Source organism: uncultured Tenacibaculum sp. (assembly GCF_947502995.1).
GTDB lineage: Bacteria > Bacteroidota > Bacteroidia > Flavobacteriales > Flavobacteriaceae > Polaribacter.
The window spans coordinates 63,949-79,548 of sequence record NZ_CANNBW010000021.1 but is presented as its reverse complement, the minus strand read 5'-3'; the positions used below and the strand labels follow the sequence as shown (position 1 = coordinate 79,548).

General features: G+C 29.7%; 13 protein-coding genes and 1 pseudogene. 4 read left to right on the top strand and 10 right to left on the bottom strand.

The genetic code is table 11. The annotated features are described in order from the left end of the window. Window positions 1–74: 74 nt before the first annotated feature. The gene (locus Q1A46_RS16800; protein ID WP_299681559.1) at window positions 75–977 is read left to right on the top strand and encodes a DUF6607 family protein; all 903 of its coding nucleotides are present in this window, start codon (window positions 75–77) and stop codon (window positions 975–977) included. Between the two features lie 78 nt (window positions 978–1,055). Here Q1A46_RS16800 and Q1A46_RS16795 read toward each other — a convergent pair whose 3' ends face one another. Beyond that, window positions 1,056–1,703, bottom strand: a complete 648-nt coding sequence (locus Q1A46_RS16795; RefSeq protein ID WP_299681556.1) for a CPBP family intramembrane glutamic endopeptidase — start codon at window positions 1,701–1,703, stop codon at window positions 1,056–1,058. 117 nt (window positions 1,704–1,820) lie between these two features. Further along, entirely contained in the window at window positions 1,821–2,993 is a 1,173-nt protein-coding gene (locus Q1A46_RS16790; protein ID WP_299681553.1) for a metallophosphoesterase, read from the bottom strand. 204 nt (window positions 2,994–3,197) lie between these two features. Here Q1A46_RS16790 and Q1A46_RS16785 point away from each other — a divergent pair, with 204 nt between their 5' ends. From Q1A46_RS16785 to dnaX, 3 genes and pseudogenes are all read left to right on the top strand, one after another. Continuing rightward, window positions 3,198–4,022, top strand: a complete 825-nt coding sequence (locus Q1A46_RS16785) for a sensor histidine kinase (RefSeq protein WP_299681551.1) — start codon at window positions 3,198–3,200, stop codon at window positions 4,020–4,022. Beyond that, window positions 4,019–4,720, top strand: coding sequence for a LytTR family DNA-binding domain-containing protein (locus tag Q1A46_RS16780; protein ID WP_299681548.1), 702 nt, complete (start codon window positions 4,019–4,021; stop codon window positions 4,718–4,720). Before Q1A46_RS16785 ends, Q1A46_RS16780 begins: the two co-directional genes overlap by 4 nt. Window positions 4,721–5,092: 372 nt before the next feature. After that, window positions 5,093–6,791, top strand: a pseudogene (gene dnaX / locus Q1A46_RS16775) (DNA polymerase III subunit gamma/tau). 236 nt (window positions 6,792–7,027) lie between these two features. Here the strand turns inward: dnaX and Q1A46_RS16770 are convergent. The 8 genes from Q1A46_RS16770 to Q1A46_RS16735 all read right to left on the bottom strand — a co-directional run bounded on the left by Q1A46_RS16770 (window position 7,028) and on the right by Q1A46_RS16735 (window position 15,576). Continuing rightward, a complete protein-coding gene (locus Q1A46_RS16770; RefSeq protein ID WP_299681546.1) occupies window positions 7,028–7,306 on the bottom strand; it encodes a hypothetical protein in 279 nt (92 codons plus the stop codon). Window positions 7,307–7,785: 479 nt separating this feature from the next. Then, window positions 7,786–8,085 carry a GIY-YIG nuclease family protein gene (locus Q1A46_RS16765; RefSeq protein WP_299681543.1) on the bottom strand — a complete coding sequence of 100 codons (300 nt, stop codon included), beginning with the start codon at window positions 8,083–8,085 and terminating at the stop codon, window positions 7,786–7,788. Window positions 8,086–8,269: 184 nt separating this feature from the next. Continuing rightward, window positions 8,270–8,980, bottom strand: coding sequence for a hypothetical protein (locus Q1A46_RS16760; RefSeq protein ID WP_299681540.1), 711 nt, complete (start codon window positions 8,978–8,980; stop codon window positions 8,270–8,272). Window positions 8,981–9,062: 82 nt separating this feature from the next. Beyond that, on the bottom strand, window positions 9,063–9,329 hold the full coding sequence (locus Q1A46_RS16755) for a hypothetical protein (protein ID WP_299681537.1): 267 nt from the start codon (window positions 9,327–9,329) through the stop codon (window positions 9,063–9,065). A gap of 83 nt (window positions 9,330–9,412) precedes the next feature. After that, on the bottom strand, window positions 9,413–10,777 hold the full coding sequence (locus Q1A46_RS16750) for an McrC family protein (RefSeq protein WP_299681534.1): 1,365 nt from the start codon (window positions 10,775–10,777) through the stop codon (window positions 9,413–9,415). After that, window positions 10,770–13,187 (bottom strand): McrB family protein, encoded by a 2,418-nt coding sequence (locus Q1A46_RS16745; protein WP_299681532.1) that lies wholly within the window; start codon window positions 13,185–13,187, stop codon window positions 10,770–10,772. Before Q1A46_RS16745 ends, Q1A46_RS16750 begins: the two co-directional genes overlap by 8 nt. Window positions 13,188–13,202: 15 nt before the next feature. Continuing rightward, entirely contained in the window at window positions 13,203–13,970 is a 768-nt protein-coding gene (locus Q1A46_RS16740; protein WP_299681529.1) for a retron system putative HNH endonuclease, read from the bottom strand. Next, entirely contained in the window at window positions 13,954–15,576 is a 1,623-nt protein-coding gene (locus Q1A46_RS16735; protein ID WP_299681525.1) for an AAA family ATPase, read from the bottom strand. Before Q1A46_RS16735 ends, Q1A46_RS16740 begins: the two co-directional genes overlap by 17 nt. Window positions 15,577–15,600: the final 24 nt, after the last annotated feature.

Genomic DNA, 15,600 nt, shown 5'->3' with positions numbered 1-15,600 from the left:
ACAAATATATATTTTATTTTTAATTGATCTAAATAAATTATAAATTTGTCCCGAATTATTTAATCAGACATAAAATGAAAAAAGTAGTAACTGTTTTAATGATTAGTTTCATTTTGATAGCTAATGCACAACAAGACAAAAAAGCGCAAGATTTAAAAGCTATTAAATCTATGAGCGGATGCTTTGAAGTAGGATTCAATTTTGCTGAAACCTTCAATTATTCTAAAGACAGTTTATATAAACCATCTAAAAAGAAACATGACAAAGCTTTAGAATGGGTAGAAGTAATTACTGACAAAAAGAATAAAATTCAGATGCAACATTTACTTATTGTTGGCCCAAAAGAAAGGCCACATATTGTAAAACATTGGCGTCAAGATTGGTTGTACGAAAACCAAGATTTATATCTTTTCCACAAAGATAGTCACTGGAAATACAGAAAGTTAGATAAAGAAAGTGTACAAGGGCAATGGACGCAAAAAGTTTATCAAGTAGATGACAGTCCGAGATACGAAGGAACTGCAACTTGGGTACATGTCGACGGAAAAAGTTTCTGGGAAAATGCTGCTGATGCTCCTCTAGCGAGAAGAGAGTTAACAAAAAGATCTGACTATAATGTTATGTTAAGAAGAAACAGGCATGAGATCACAGAAAACGGTTGGATTCACAATCAGGATAATGATAAAATAGTTAGAGAAGATGGTAAAGAAGATTTCTTATTAGCTCAAGAAAAAGGATTTAATACTTATAAAAGAGTTCCTGATAATAAATGTATTGCGGCTCAGAACTGGTGGAAAAACAACCATGGTTTATGGAAAAAAGTTCGTAAAAGATGGGATAAAGCTTTCGATAATGATAAAGATATCGCTTTACAAGCTAAAGTGAATAATAAAAAATTATACTCGCATCTATTTAAATTAAAAGCAGATGCTTCTAAAAAACAAGTAAATGAGATTATAGATAGTTTTATCAAATAATTTCGTTAGCTGTTGTAGTTTGTTATGTTATTTATGAAAAGCCTTACTTTAAAGTAAGGCTTTTTCTATGAAATAATATTATCTATACATACCTAAATACAATAATGTTAGTGCAATTGTATCATGAAAACCATGCATAATTACTAGTAAACTTAAGTTCTCTTTATTTTTATAAAAAATAATCGAATATATTAACGCTAAAGGAAATATTTGCACAACTCCTGTAATTCCTTGGTAAATATGAGAAACACTAAAGTATAACGACACAATTACAATTCCTAAATACCAAGCCTTCTTTGTATTTCCGAATAAAGCGACTAAACCTTTTAAATAAAAGCCTCTAAACAAGAATTCTTCTCCAAAAGCTGCGAAAATCCATATTACAATTAAAGTAATTATATAATTTATAAAGTTACCTTCTATTCCTGCTAATGAGGATAGATTTGCTTTTCCTAGATAACTTTCTACTATTGAATCAACAGGAATAAAAATTACATATATTATTGATGCATAAATAATTCCTCTCACTATTGTTCTTGTGTTGATTTTCTTACCAAAACCAAATAAAGACCAATTGTATTGGCTCGACCATAATAATAAACCTGCTATTGTTAATCCGAAAAAGTAACTAAAGTTTCGGTCGAAATATCCTAAAAAAGGAGCTATAATCATTACTAAAATTACGATGTAAGATTTGCTTAATTGTGTATATATTTTTGTTTTCATTTAAATTAAATTTTTGAACTGATGATATTTTTATTACAAGAATTTGTGTTATTTATTAACTGTTCATTTTTTTGCTTATTCAATAAACGACACTTCTTCAAGGTGTTTTTTTAGCTTTTATAATGGGTATTGTTTTCCGTTGTGTAGAATTCTATAAAAGGTTTTATTTTCAATTAATAATCCTTCCGATTTTTTATTTGGAAACATAGATATATAATCACTCGGATGTTTTACATCGATAGCATACACTTTTCCATCATACATTTTATTGACTTTCCATTGTAATGTATGTCCGACTACAATGTTTTCTGCATTGAATTTTGAAATGCCTTTTGCTACTTCTTCTTGCGATAATTCATTTTTAAAATATCCTCTGTACCAACAAATTCCAGTTTTAGTTGATAATACTTTATCTTCTACAGTTTTATTTGGTTTAGGAAAATGACGTTGATAGTAATTCGCTCTATTTATTCGATTGATATCGTTTAATGTAAAATTAGTTTCTGCTATTTCGGGATGAATTCCTCCGTGAGCAAATAAAGTTCCGTTGATAGATTCAATTGTGTTTTTACTTGACATCCATCTTCCTAAAACAGAATTTTTACTATATAAATCAAATTGTTGTTTTCCTAAAATTGAAGCCACTGCGTAGTATTTTTGTTCTGCTGATTTATACTGACCTTGCATATTCTTCAGCTCATGATTTCCTATAATAAAATGTACTGTACCACCTTTTTTCTTAGCTTCTTGTTCTAATTTGAAAATAAACCAAAGTACTTGAGTAGTAGAAAATCCTCTATCTACAAAATCACCAACTAATACTAAATGACCTTTACCAAAAGTCCAATTTAAATTCGCATCGATGACTTTGTTTTGAATTAAGAAATCTCGAAATGTTTTATAACCACTTTCAATATCTGAAATGGCTAAAATTTTATTTCCATCATTATATATAGATTTTGGAGTTTCAAATGCTGTTTGTAAATCAAAAGAAAATCGAGAGGAATCCAAAGGAAAGAAACAAGTTAACTCTTCTTTGGCTTTAGTATCATAAGTTTTTCTATCTACATAGAAACCGTCATTTTTATTTCCCTTTACATATTCAACACTGACTAAACTATCGTTCTTATAAAAAATATACGGACCTTCTTCTTCTAGATTGTAACGTAAACTATTCTGATTATAATTTAAAGTTCCGTTCATTGCGATTATAATTCCGCTTCCTACTAAAATCAATATAATTAGTGTTACAAAAACATGTTTTACATAGCGAAAGATTCTTTTTTTCATCGGTTAAAGTTTTAAGTTTCCTCAAAAGTATTTTAGCACTTTAACCTTTTAAAACTATTGGGATAAACGACTCTTAAGTTGTATTAAACTCTTCAATTTTTCTTAAAAAGTACCTTTATTACGAGTTATTGTCCGTTTATTATGAGTTGACGAACGTTTGTCTTCTTTATTTGTAGAATCCTAGTCAATCTTTAATTTAGCTGTATGATACAATGGTTCAAACAAAATAAAAGAATATTTATACTCATTAGTTTTATTTCTTTAGCTATTCCTTTACTATGGATTAGTTATAAAATTATTAGTACCGATAAAGATTCTTTTGTTATTACAGTAAATTGGCCTTCAAGTGTAGTTTTCATTTTATTAGGATATTATATTCTTCTCATATTAACTATTCTTGGAATCGCTATACATTGGTTGGTTCAGCAAATAAAAACGATCATCGATTTAAAAAATGAAAAGAAAAAAACAGAGTTGATTCATCTACAAACTCAGGTAAATCCGCATTTCTTTTTTAACATACTGAATAATTTATATGGACTTATAGATCGTGATTCAGAAAAAGCGAAACAATTGGTTTTAAAACTTTCTGATATGATGCGTTACAGTGTTTACGAAGGTTTAAAAGATACTGTTTCTATTCAGGAAGAAATTGATTTTATTCAAAACTTTATCAGTTTACATCAAATGCGTTACAAGAAGAATATTGATATTTCTTTTCAAACAAACATTGAAAATAATGATGTAAATATTGTGCCGCTTCTGTTTATTATTCTTGTAGAAAATGCTTTTAAACACGGCGTTGAAGTATTACGTAATGAAGCTTTTGTTACCATTGAATTAACAACTACCAATTCAGAAATTAAGTTTACAATTAAAAATAATTTTGATCCCACGCATGTAACTCAAAAAGGAATCGGGCTAGAAAATTTAACACGTCGATTAGAACTTACCTATCCGAATAACCATACATTTACTACTCGTACAATGAATAATACTTTTGAAGCATTTTTAAGCATTACAATATGACCAATTATTTAATTATTGATGATGAATATATTGCTCACGATATTATAAAAGGATATTGTGATTTGTTACCGAATTATAATTTGGTGAAAAATTGTTACGATGCTATAGAAGCTTTAGAGTGTTTAAAAAACAACTCGGTAGATTTGATATTCTTGGATTTAAATATGCCTAAATTAAAAGGTTTTGATTTTTTAAAAACCTTAACCAATCCACCAAAAGTGATTGTTACTACCGCGTATAAAGAATATGCACTAGAAGGTTATGAACTTAATATCGTAGATTATTTATTGAAGCCGTTTAGTTTCGAACGTTTTGTAAAAGCAATACAAAAAACAGAAGCTGTTCATACTCCAAAAACAGTTTCAGCAGCAGTGCCAGAAACTACACCCGATAAACATGTTATTATAAAATCGAACAAGAAATATTATCAAATCTTATTAGACGATTTATTATATATTGAAGCAGTTGGCAATTATTGTAAAATCGTAACCGAGCAAGAAGAACTAACTATACGAGAGAAAATTTCTGATTTATTAACTTTATTTCCAAAATATCATATTCTACAAGTACATAAATCTTTTTTAGTTGCCAAAAGGAAAATCAAGTCTGTAGAAGGAAATCGAATTTTTATTAATAAGCATATTATTCCTATTGGAAAGGTCTATAAAATTAATGTAAAGGAGTTTTTGAGTTTGTAAAAAGCTATTACTTCTTTCTTTGTCTTGATACAAAGAAGCAAAAATCAAGATTTAGGATAAGAATTAAAAAATACTACTGTATTACCAGCCACAGATGAAAAGAACTCGCTTTGCTCAAACAGCTTTTCATCTAACCTCCACCTCTGCTACCTTGATTTTAAGTAATTCTTATCAAAGATCAAATTTAACGGCTATCATTCCAATATTTTTATTCACAACACGCTATAATTTTCTATTGGTTTATATATGTAATAATAATCAAAATGAGGTTAGTAACTTAATGCTTTGTTTTTAGAAAAAAACATTGTTAGAAACTTTGTTTGTTTGTAGTCTTAGTCTTTGCTACATTTGCTATATAATTCACAAGATCGAATGGAACATTTTATAGTATCGGCACGAAAATACAGACCTCAAAACTTTGAGGATGTTGTGGGTCAACAAGCGATTACTAATACGCTTGAAAATGCTATTAAAAATAACCATTTAGCTCAAGCTTTGTTATTTACAGGTCCGCGTGGTGTTGGTAAAACATCGTGTGCACGTATTTTAGCAAAACGTATCAATCAAGAAAGTTCAGATAGTGCAGATGAAGATTTTGCATTTAACATTTTTGAATTGGATGCGGCTTCTAATAACTCTGTAGATGATATTCGTAACCTAACCGATCAAGTTCGAATTCCGCCTCAAACAGGAAAATATAAAGTTTATATTATTGATGAGGTGCACATGTTGTCTCAAGCAGCTTTTAATGCTTTTTTAAAGACTTTAGAAGAACCTCCTGCACATGCTATTTTTATTTTAGCAACAACTGAGAAACATAAAATTATTCCAACGATTTTATCACGTTGTCAGATTTTTGACTTTAAACGTATTGGTGTTTTAGATGCTAAAAATTACTTGAAAGTAATTTGTGAACGTGAAAACATTACTGCAGATGATGATGCTTTACATATTATAGCTCAGAAAGCAGACGGAGCGATGCGAGATGCGTTATCGATCTTTGACCGTGTAGTTAGTTTTTCTGGAAATAATTTAACTCGTGAAGCTGTTACTCAGAATTTAAATGTTCTGGATTATGAAGTGTATTTTAACATGACGGATTTATTATTAGAAAATAAAATTCCTGAAGTGTTGATGGCTTATAATGAAGTATTAGCAAAAGGTTTTGAAGGACAACATTTTATTAGTGGATTAGCTTCACACTTTAGAGATTTGTTAGTAGCTAAAGACGCTGCTACAATTCCGTTATTAGAAGTTGGAGATACTACTAAAAAGAAATACTTAGAACAAGCCAACAAGGCTGCCATGCCTTTCTTATTACCAGCTATTGATAAGGCAAATGATTGTGACTTAAAGTATAAAGCAAGTAAAAATCAACGATTGCTAGTTGAGCTGTGCTTAATGCAAATTGCCTCTATCAATTTTGATGGAGCAAAAAAAAAATAGCAACTTTATAATTCCTGCTACTTTCTTTACTTCGTTAGCTCCTACTAAAAAACAAGTGGCTGACGCAATTTCATCTGTACAACAATCCAAAGCTGTTCCACCTCCACCAAAAGCTCCAGAAACTAAACCACAGGAGGAAAAAAAGCCTTCTATTAAAAATATTAAACGTAGAACTTCTGCGCTTTCTTTTAAAGGATTAATGCAAAAGAAAGAAACTCAAGTTGTAGAAGTTGAAGAAGAAAACTACGATAATCACCCAAGAACACCTTTTACACAAGAACAATTAGAAGATGCTTGGAAGAAATACTATTTTAAGTTACAGGAATTAGGAGAAAAAAATATTGCTTCTATATTGTTGGCTGGTCAACCTAAAAAACAACAGAATTTTGAAGTTATAGTTACACTACCTAATACTTTAATGAAAAGTCAACTTGAAAAAGGTAAACCTGCTCTATTAAAGTTTATTCGTCAGCGTTTAAATAATTATGGACTTTCTGTCAGTATTAAAGTTAGTGAAACTGTAGAGAAGAAATTTGCTTACACTCCACAAGAAAAGTATGCAAAACTACGAGAAAAGAATCCACTTTTAGATAAGTTGAAACAGACGTTTGGGTTGGATGTCTGACTTCGGCTTTGCTCAGTCACCATGTTTGACTTCGATGACTTCGAGAACCTCAGTCACCCGAATTCAATAAACTCAGCTAACTCATTACCTTTGACTAGGCTCAGTCACCTATTTGATTATAAGGTCCCAGAAGTTCTAGAAGGGCAGTATTTAAAATAAATATGATTTACAACTAAAAATTTTATATGAAAAATCCTGAAACTAGTTCAGGATTCGTTTTATATTTTTATGTTTTTTTATGCTGCGTTTCTGTGAGATTGACGGTATTTTAACCATTCTCCTACTCCGCCTAGTTTTTTTGCTTTGTAGAAATTATTTTCTTTTCGGATGCAATTTTTAATAGATGTGGTATCAACTGTAATAAATCCATATATAATTAACTTAAAAACAGCATCTTTTATTCCGTCGTAGCTAAACTCATCTTTGTGATTATTGTTCATCACTTCTGCTATAAAATGATCTATACTCGTGTATTTTTTTCTGTTAGCTAATGTTTTAAAAACGATTTCTTCCATATCTATTCCCCTTTTAATTATATATACAAAACTAATAGACATCTACTTGATAAAAAATGTGATTTCTGCAGAAAAAAATGTGGATTTCCGTGGCTTCGAGAGCCTCAGCCACCAGGCTTGACTTCGATAAACTCAGTCACCGGACTTCGACTCGGCTCAGTTACCAGACTTGACCTCGATAAACTCAGTCACCGGGATTCGATGAACTTAGTTTGCATTTTCATTTAAATTACAAAGGTCCCTGAGGTACTCGAAGGGCCGTTGACTTCTAAAGAGCTCAGCCTGCGGACTTGACCTCGATAAACTCAGTCACCGGGATTCGATGAACTCAGTCTGCTTTTTCATTTTAATTACAAAGGCCCCTGAGGTACTCGAAGGGCCGTTAACTTCGACAGAGCTCAGCTACCAAACTTGATTTCGACAGAGCTCAGTCACCAGGCTTCGATAAACTTAGTTACCAGACTTGACTTCGACCCTGCTCAGTCACCAGGGTCAGTACTGGGTTTTCGTGATAATTCTTTTAGTTTTTCAAGGTTTCCTGCAATTAATGCTTCCTTCTTTTCTCTTCTCCATTTTTGAATTTGTTTTTCTCTATGAAAAGCTTCTTGTATTGTTAAAAATTCTTCAAAATATACTAATTTAACTGGTAATCGTTTTTTTGTATGTTTCGCTCCTTCTCCATTTTGATGTTGTTTTATTCGTAGCTCTAAGTTTATAGTGCTTCCTGTATAGTAACTTCCATCTGAGCATTGTAATATATACATGTATCCTTTTTGCATGTTGATTTTTGGCTTCGATTTTACTCAGCTACCGGGCCACCGGGCTTGACTTCGACACAGCTCAGTCACTAGACTTGGCTTCGAGAGCCTCAGCCACCTTTTTATTTTTGATTGTAAGGTCCCTGAAGTGCTCGAAGGGCCAACTTTGACTTCGACTTGGCTCAATCTCTAGCTTAGTTAGTTATTAAATTGATATTCCTTTAATTTGCTTGTATTCGTTTGAGGTTAAACCGTATTGGGCTTTTACAAAGTTTTTAATGCTTTGTGTTTGTTGACTTAATCCTGTAAATAGTTCTTGTCTGGTATTTATTAATGGTTTTAATACACTTAAGCATGTGTCTACAGCAACTGTACTGTTTTCTGCTGCTATTGCTAATGCACTTAGTGCTTCTATTTGTATTAGAGTATTAGGCGGACTGTAGGTATCTCCTAAACTGACTAGAATATCTATAATGTTTTTAAAGTTTGCTATTCTACTAGCGTAAGTTCTTTCTATCTGACTTATCGTTTCTGTTTCGTTTTCTGTGATTTGAACAACTTTTGGCTTTGCATTTCCTCGTATTTTATTTACTAAACTTGTAATCTGTATTAACTCTGTACTGTTTTTTCCTTTAACTGCTTCTATAAAAGTTCGTATTGGTGAAAGCCTTCTTTCTAGTGCATCAGGTGCTTCAGTGAAAATTTCTCTTCTTTGTACTGTTTTTATGGTATAATCTGCTTTTGCTGTATTGTACTGTTGCTGTACCGTTTCTATATTTGTTATTGCGGTAGTAAGTGCTTCTAATGATGCATTGGGTACTGGTGCTTGATATTCTGTAAAACTGGTTACTATTGTTTTTAACTTTTTAGCATTTCCTAATTTACTTGCAAATGATTTTTGTGATCTTGAACTCATAACAATTATTTTTTTTATTTCTCTTTGCTATATTGTGTTCTCTTTTGTCATTTGTTACCCAGCTGTCTACTAGTTTTTTAATTTAATATGTTTTATTGTTAATTTTTTGTGCTGTGATGTAACTACTATTGGCTTTGAGTTGCCTTCTGTTACCTTGTTTGTTAAAACTTTTGGGATTGTGTTGGGCTTCGACATTGCTCAGCCACCAGACTTCGACATTGCTCAGACACCAGCCTTCGACATTGCTCAGCCACCAAACTTCGATGAACTCAGTTACCAGATTTCGACATTGCTCAGTTACTTGGCTTGATTTCGATAAACCCAATCGATATTCTTCTTTATTTTTCAATTATTTAGCTATTAGACTTTGATACAGACTATATAATTCTTCATTTAGACAAGAGGCGTATATTGAATATGAGTTAAAAGACTTTATACTATTTTTAAAATGCTTCTAATTCTATTTATCATTTCATTTCTCACCCTTAAAAAATCTTCTTCTAATGTATTTTGATTTTTATAGTTGATTTTAAACATCTCAAAATTAATTATCGGAAGTTGGACTATTTTAATATTTATTTTTTCTTTATTAATGCCTAATTCATCAAATATTTCTAGTTTTCCATCTTTAACCTTATTACAATTGATTGTATTAGGATATAAAAGGATAATATCGTTTATATCATATCGAATGGCATAAGAAACCATTTGATACAAATCAGACTGTGAAATCCCATTTTTAGGATCATTACTGTCTTCGTAAACAATTTTATACTTGGTATCAGCTATTACTTTTTTATCACTGATATTTAAAACTAAATCAGGTTTTAATTGAAACTTGTTTTCTGTTGTTAAGTACTTTGAAGCATCTTGACGTTTCAATTTAACTTCTTCTATTTCCTTGTCTATAAAACCAGTAATAAAGTCTTCAAAAACATACTCCATAGGTAAAAGAAAAGCAAATAACTTTAAGTCTTTTTTGTAATTAAACGAAACACTATTTTCTAAAAATAACACACAATAATCTCTTACGGTTTCAAAATTTGAAAACATTGGATTAAATGTCATTCGTTTCATTACTTCTGAAGAAATACTTACTTCTTTGACCTCATCTAAAATAAACAGGATATCATTTAAATAACGTTTGCTTTGACTTTCTTTCGTTACAGATAACAATAACTTAGAAACAGATTTTATACCTCTATTAAACTCATTATCTATTTCAAAAGCATCAAACTCGCAACTTACTTTGTGAAACCTTCCTTTGGCTAGATTATTATTTATATAAGCGTTAACGTCTATTCTTCCTTTAACAAAAGACAATTCTTTATTAACTTCTGTATAGGTTTGATAGATTGATGAATTTAACAACTCGCGTGAGTATTTACTAAACAAGTAAATTAAAATCTCAAAAAAATCAGCCCTTTCGGTATTTAAACCCGATACATAATTAGGAAACTTTAACTTTCTACAGTAATTCAACCACCAAAGTATATGCTTATTAATTGCTTTTACGTTTGTTTCATCTTTACTTTCTGAGTTAAAAAAAATTTTTGGTAATAAGTTTATGGTTTCCCCTTCAAAGTGTATAACACCTACATATTTATTAGATTTCAAGGTGTTATCTTTATGAAAAAACTGCAAGAAACGTTGTACTTCAGCTTTACTATCTTCTTCATTAGTATAGTAATCTGATTTTTCTCTACTAGACCATACCTCATCTAAAAATATTTCTAGATCTGTAAAGTGTTTTTCTGAAAACTTTTCTCTATTTCTATATTCAAATAGGTTAATCATTGCCTACAAATTGCATTGGCCACCCTTCTACTTTTACACCAGCTGAATTCAAAATAGACTGTACTTCTTTTTCATCATTCATAAAGTATTCTAAGAGTAATGGAATTACTTTATTGTTAATTGTATTTTCAAGACTATAATCTTCTCCCATAAAATAGGCATGACCGATAGTAAAATCATGTCCTTTTCTATTAATTATTTCTTTATTAATTTTTTCTAAAAGTTCTGCATTATTTATTAGTATACCATTATCTAATTGATATTTTGGATACATTGGTTTAAATTCAAAACGACGTCTTAAAGCTATATCTAATAAAGCAATCGATTTGTCGGCCGTGTTCATGGTACCAATAATATATAAATTTGAGGGAACTATAAATTTTTCACCAGATGGTAATGTTGCCGATAATGGTATTTTACCATGTGTTCTTTTGTCTCTTTCTATTAAAGTAATTAGCTCGCCAAAAACTCTAGAAATATTTGCTCTATTAATCTCATCTATAATAATCACATATTTTTTAACAGATTCAGATTGAATTGTTCTAATATCTGATATATCAAAATTTAAAAGCAGTTCTTTTTTTCTTTCATAGGTTAACGTTTCTTCCTCTTCTTCATAACTATTTGAAAACTCTGTAAAATTACTTTCATAATCTTTTAAAAAGTTACTGAACTCACGTAAGGCTACATAATACATTGTGGCATTACAACCACCAATCGCCTCTCTTATATCTTCACTAACATTATTAATCTCATTAATGTTAGAGTAAATTTTGTATAGCTTTAATAAACGACGACCCGATACTAAATATGGTTTTACACCATTTACTGGTTTAAATTCAATATTTTGCTTATCTGTAAAATTAACGATCTTAATAACAGCACCTGTTTTAGTTTCAAACTCTTGGTTTATAATTAACGTACTTAAAAAATCAATGTATGCTTCGTTTAAATCAATTTTTAACTTCGTTAACTCTTTGTCATTATTGTGTTTTTTTTGATATTCCTTGTAATACTCAAACAAAGCATTAGTAACCAATTTGGTAAAAATACCATCCGTTTTATTAAAACTTAATTCTTTTTGTTTTACATCAGGCCTTAAACCCTGTATAAAGTCTTCATAACTATAGTTTTGGTGAAAGGTAACGAATTCGATTTGGCTCCCTAATTGATTGTTAAAAACATCTAAAGCCTTATCATAACTAATAAATTCATCGCCTGTAATAATTTTAGCAGCCTCTAATACTGTATTGTATGTTTTTCCCGTTCCTGGAGGACCGTAAAAAATTTGGTTTAATGATGGAGTGTAGTTGTTTTCTTTCATTTTTACTTGAGGTACATTATTTTCATAAATATGATTCCAAATAGCATTTTTATGGTCATTATTTTTTACTTCATTTACCCTTGACCAATAATTACTAATAAAGTTTAGCTTAAACCCATTAAAGTCATCCTTCCACTCTACATCTAATCTTTTTCCATTTTTATAATTTTTAATAACCTTTCCAATTGCTTTAATGTACATCTTATTGCCTTTCTTATCTAAAGATCTTATAGCTACATTACTATTAATGGGAATTTCAGATACTTCATTAGACATGCTACCGTCAGGACCATTTTCCCAAATATTATTTTTAAGAAACCTATCCATTTGATCTTCGGGAACTATACCTTTCCAAAAAGCACCTAACAAATAATATTTTTCTTTAGTTTGATACTCGCAAAAAAAAGTATCATAAACTGTGCGTAAAGAATATTGATTGTACTTTAACCTCAAAGTATCTTTTATATTTCTAACTTTTAATACTTCTTTTAGTAATTTATCTTTAAGAACAGCACCTCTTCCTGAATAACTTAGATTATCTCTAAAGCTATTTAAAACACTTTCTTCAGTGAAACTATTCCTGAATAACTTTAACTCTCCATTATCAAAGTAAAAATTTAAGTCTTCTGACCAACTAATATCAGATGGTATATTATAATTAAAAACCGTTTTACGGTATAAATCTTCATTTTTATAAAAGTTTGAATTACTTATTTCTTCTAAGTTTATTTGTTTTAGAGGTTCTAGTTTAAAGAACGCTCTATTTTTGGCGGACCTTGAGGTATGGATAATAAGATCTGTAGTAAGCTTAAAAAGTTTTAGTGCTGTAAAACGATTTGTTTTAATGCCTAAATTACTATTTAAGATATCGAACCATAAACATTCTTCTTCATTATGTTTACCCCATTCTCTAGCTTTCCATAACTGTATTTTATTACCACCAATGATAAAGGCATAATCTCCAACATCAATTTTTCCATTTATATCATTGCCGAACCAAGTAGAGGCTTTAGGCGCTTTATAATAGCCTTCATCTATTTGTTTTTTTTCAAATTTGGTTGATATTTTCCCGAAGAATATGTTCATAGCCTTCTTTTATTTTTATATTAGATTTGGTCTTAACTTATCATAATTATGCCTAATAAGCATGGAAAATTCTTGATCATTTTGAGTTTTAGATTCTAAATACTCTATACACTTTACTCTAGCTTCCAATTCTAATTCTTCATCATCTTTGACCATTTCATATAAATTATGTGTATAATCACGAATTTGAAAAAATTTCTCACATCTTAAATGAAACAGCTCATCTCTCTGTAATTTAATAGTATCAAGTGTTTTAATAGCTACCTCGTTATTTACTCCAGGTTTAGCAACTATTTCTAACCCTAAAAATTCAAGGTAATCTTCTGGATCTTGGGCTGAGGGATTTAATAATAGAGGTAATTCATTTGTAATGGCCATATTATGATTTCTAGCTCTTTGTGCTTCATCTTTAAGAGGGAAATCATTCCCTTTTTTCTTATTACACTTATTACAACTATATAATAAATTATCCCAATCATATGTGAGCCAATAATAACCAGGGTTTTCTAATTTACCATTGTGAATTACGGCTTCCTTTGGCCTAAAATGCTCAACTTCGAAATCATCAAAAATTAATTTTTCACAATAACAACATTTGTTCTTTTGTACTTTAACCATTAATTCTTTTTTAATAATTTCATCTCTATAAATAGGATTAAAGACTAATTTCTCACTATTATCATAACGTTCAATAATTTTACCTTTAGCTTTTATTAACCTACAATGCCCAGTTGTCGCATGTGGTATAGTAGGGCCTTCTTCTGGTTTATTCAGTTTTATCATAACCTTTTTTTCTAGCCGCTTTATTTACAAATTGTAACATTTGCATATCCATAAAAGTTTCACCAGTTGGTAAGACACCTAATTCCTCTTCTAAATTCTTTAAATATTCTTTATCATCTTCAGACATCTTATCCTTGGCTAAAATCTCTTTTCTTCTAACCATAAAGTGTTCCATTTTCTCTTCTTTTGGTCTTGCACTTACATCAAAATATGGACTTGTTAAAACATGATTTATACTCCAGTTCTTTTGATATATTTTAAAATTCTCTGCAATTAATTTGTTATCTTCTTTTTTAAATAAAATAACTTCTGATTCATTTGAAGATTGAACTATAAAAGGGCTATGCGTTGCTACAAAAATGTGACTGTTTTTGTCATTTAAGTTAAAATCAGCAAGCAATTTTGAATAATCCCTTTGCCATTCTGGATTTAGATGTGTATCTGGTTCATCTAATAAAAATAAGCAATCATCATTTCCAGTTATCAAAATTAATCCTAAAACGGTTAGTAATTGTTGTTCTCCTTCACTCAACTGATCATATGAAATGGGTGCTTCAACATTTTTCTTTATAACCTTAAGAGTAATTGAGTTTAGTATATTAACTATAGTAGTTGCTTCTAATGCATCAAAAAAATCAATTGGATGCTCGTAATATTCAGAAATTGTTGAAGAAAAATCTTTAAAATTTATAGAATTAAATAATAAAAATTCTTTCACAAAACTTCTATCATCTTCATCCTCATTTGGATAACTAATAGGTTCACTTCCTTTTTCTATTTGATGATTGTAAAATCTAGTTAGTACATCATCAACTTTACCTTTTAAATTCCAAAAAGGGAAACTAACTGGTTCTTTGTTATTAATATTTTCTATTAGATAATCCATCCCTTTATTAACACCATCTATTTTTGAATAATTCCAGTCTGGATTATTGAACTGAATTTCAAAATTCACAATCTCAAGTATATTTAAATAATTTTTAAACAGATCATCTATCTTTTCTTTAAATTTTTCCTTGTTTCTAAATAAGACTAAAGTGAGTAAAAAAAGTTGACTATGATAATTCTCAGTAAAAAACAAACGTCTTAAACCCATTTCTTTCTCACTTCTAACAGAAGAAGCATATGTTTTTTGCCAATTTAATAATCTCTTTTTCTGAATTTCCTCATGTGGACTAATAATCTCTTTTATTCTTTTATTTTCTCCAGAGTAATACCCCAAAACATACTTAGGTAAGTATTTTTCACCTCTATTTTTAATAAATTCTGAAAAGCTTAATTCTTTAAAACCTTTTTCATTTTTTGTTTCAAGGAGCCTTGCTTTCACATTAAAACTACCCTCTTTTAACTCAATAATGATTTCATTATTCTGACATTCATAATTAATGATATATTCAAAATAATCTGGCTCATAAGCCCATGATTTAAAATCATCTTCTTTATTTAATAAATCTAGGTCCCTAAAAATTAAAGCTAAAATTTCGATAAGATTAGACTTACCTAGTCCATTTCTTCCTACTAAAAGTGTCACTAAATCAGAATGAAACTCTAAGTCTATATTCTCAATATTCTTATATTTTGAAACCCAAAGTCTTTTTATTTTCATTTTCTTTCTATTTCTTTTTACTTG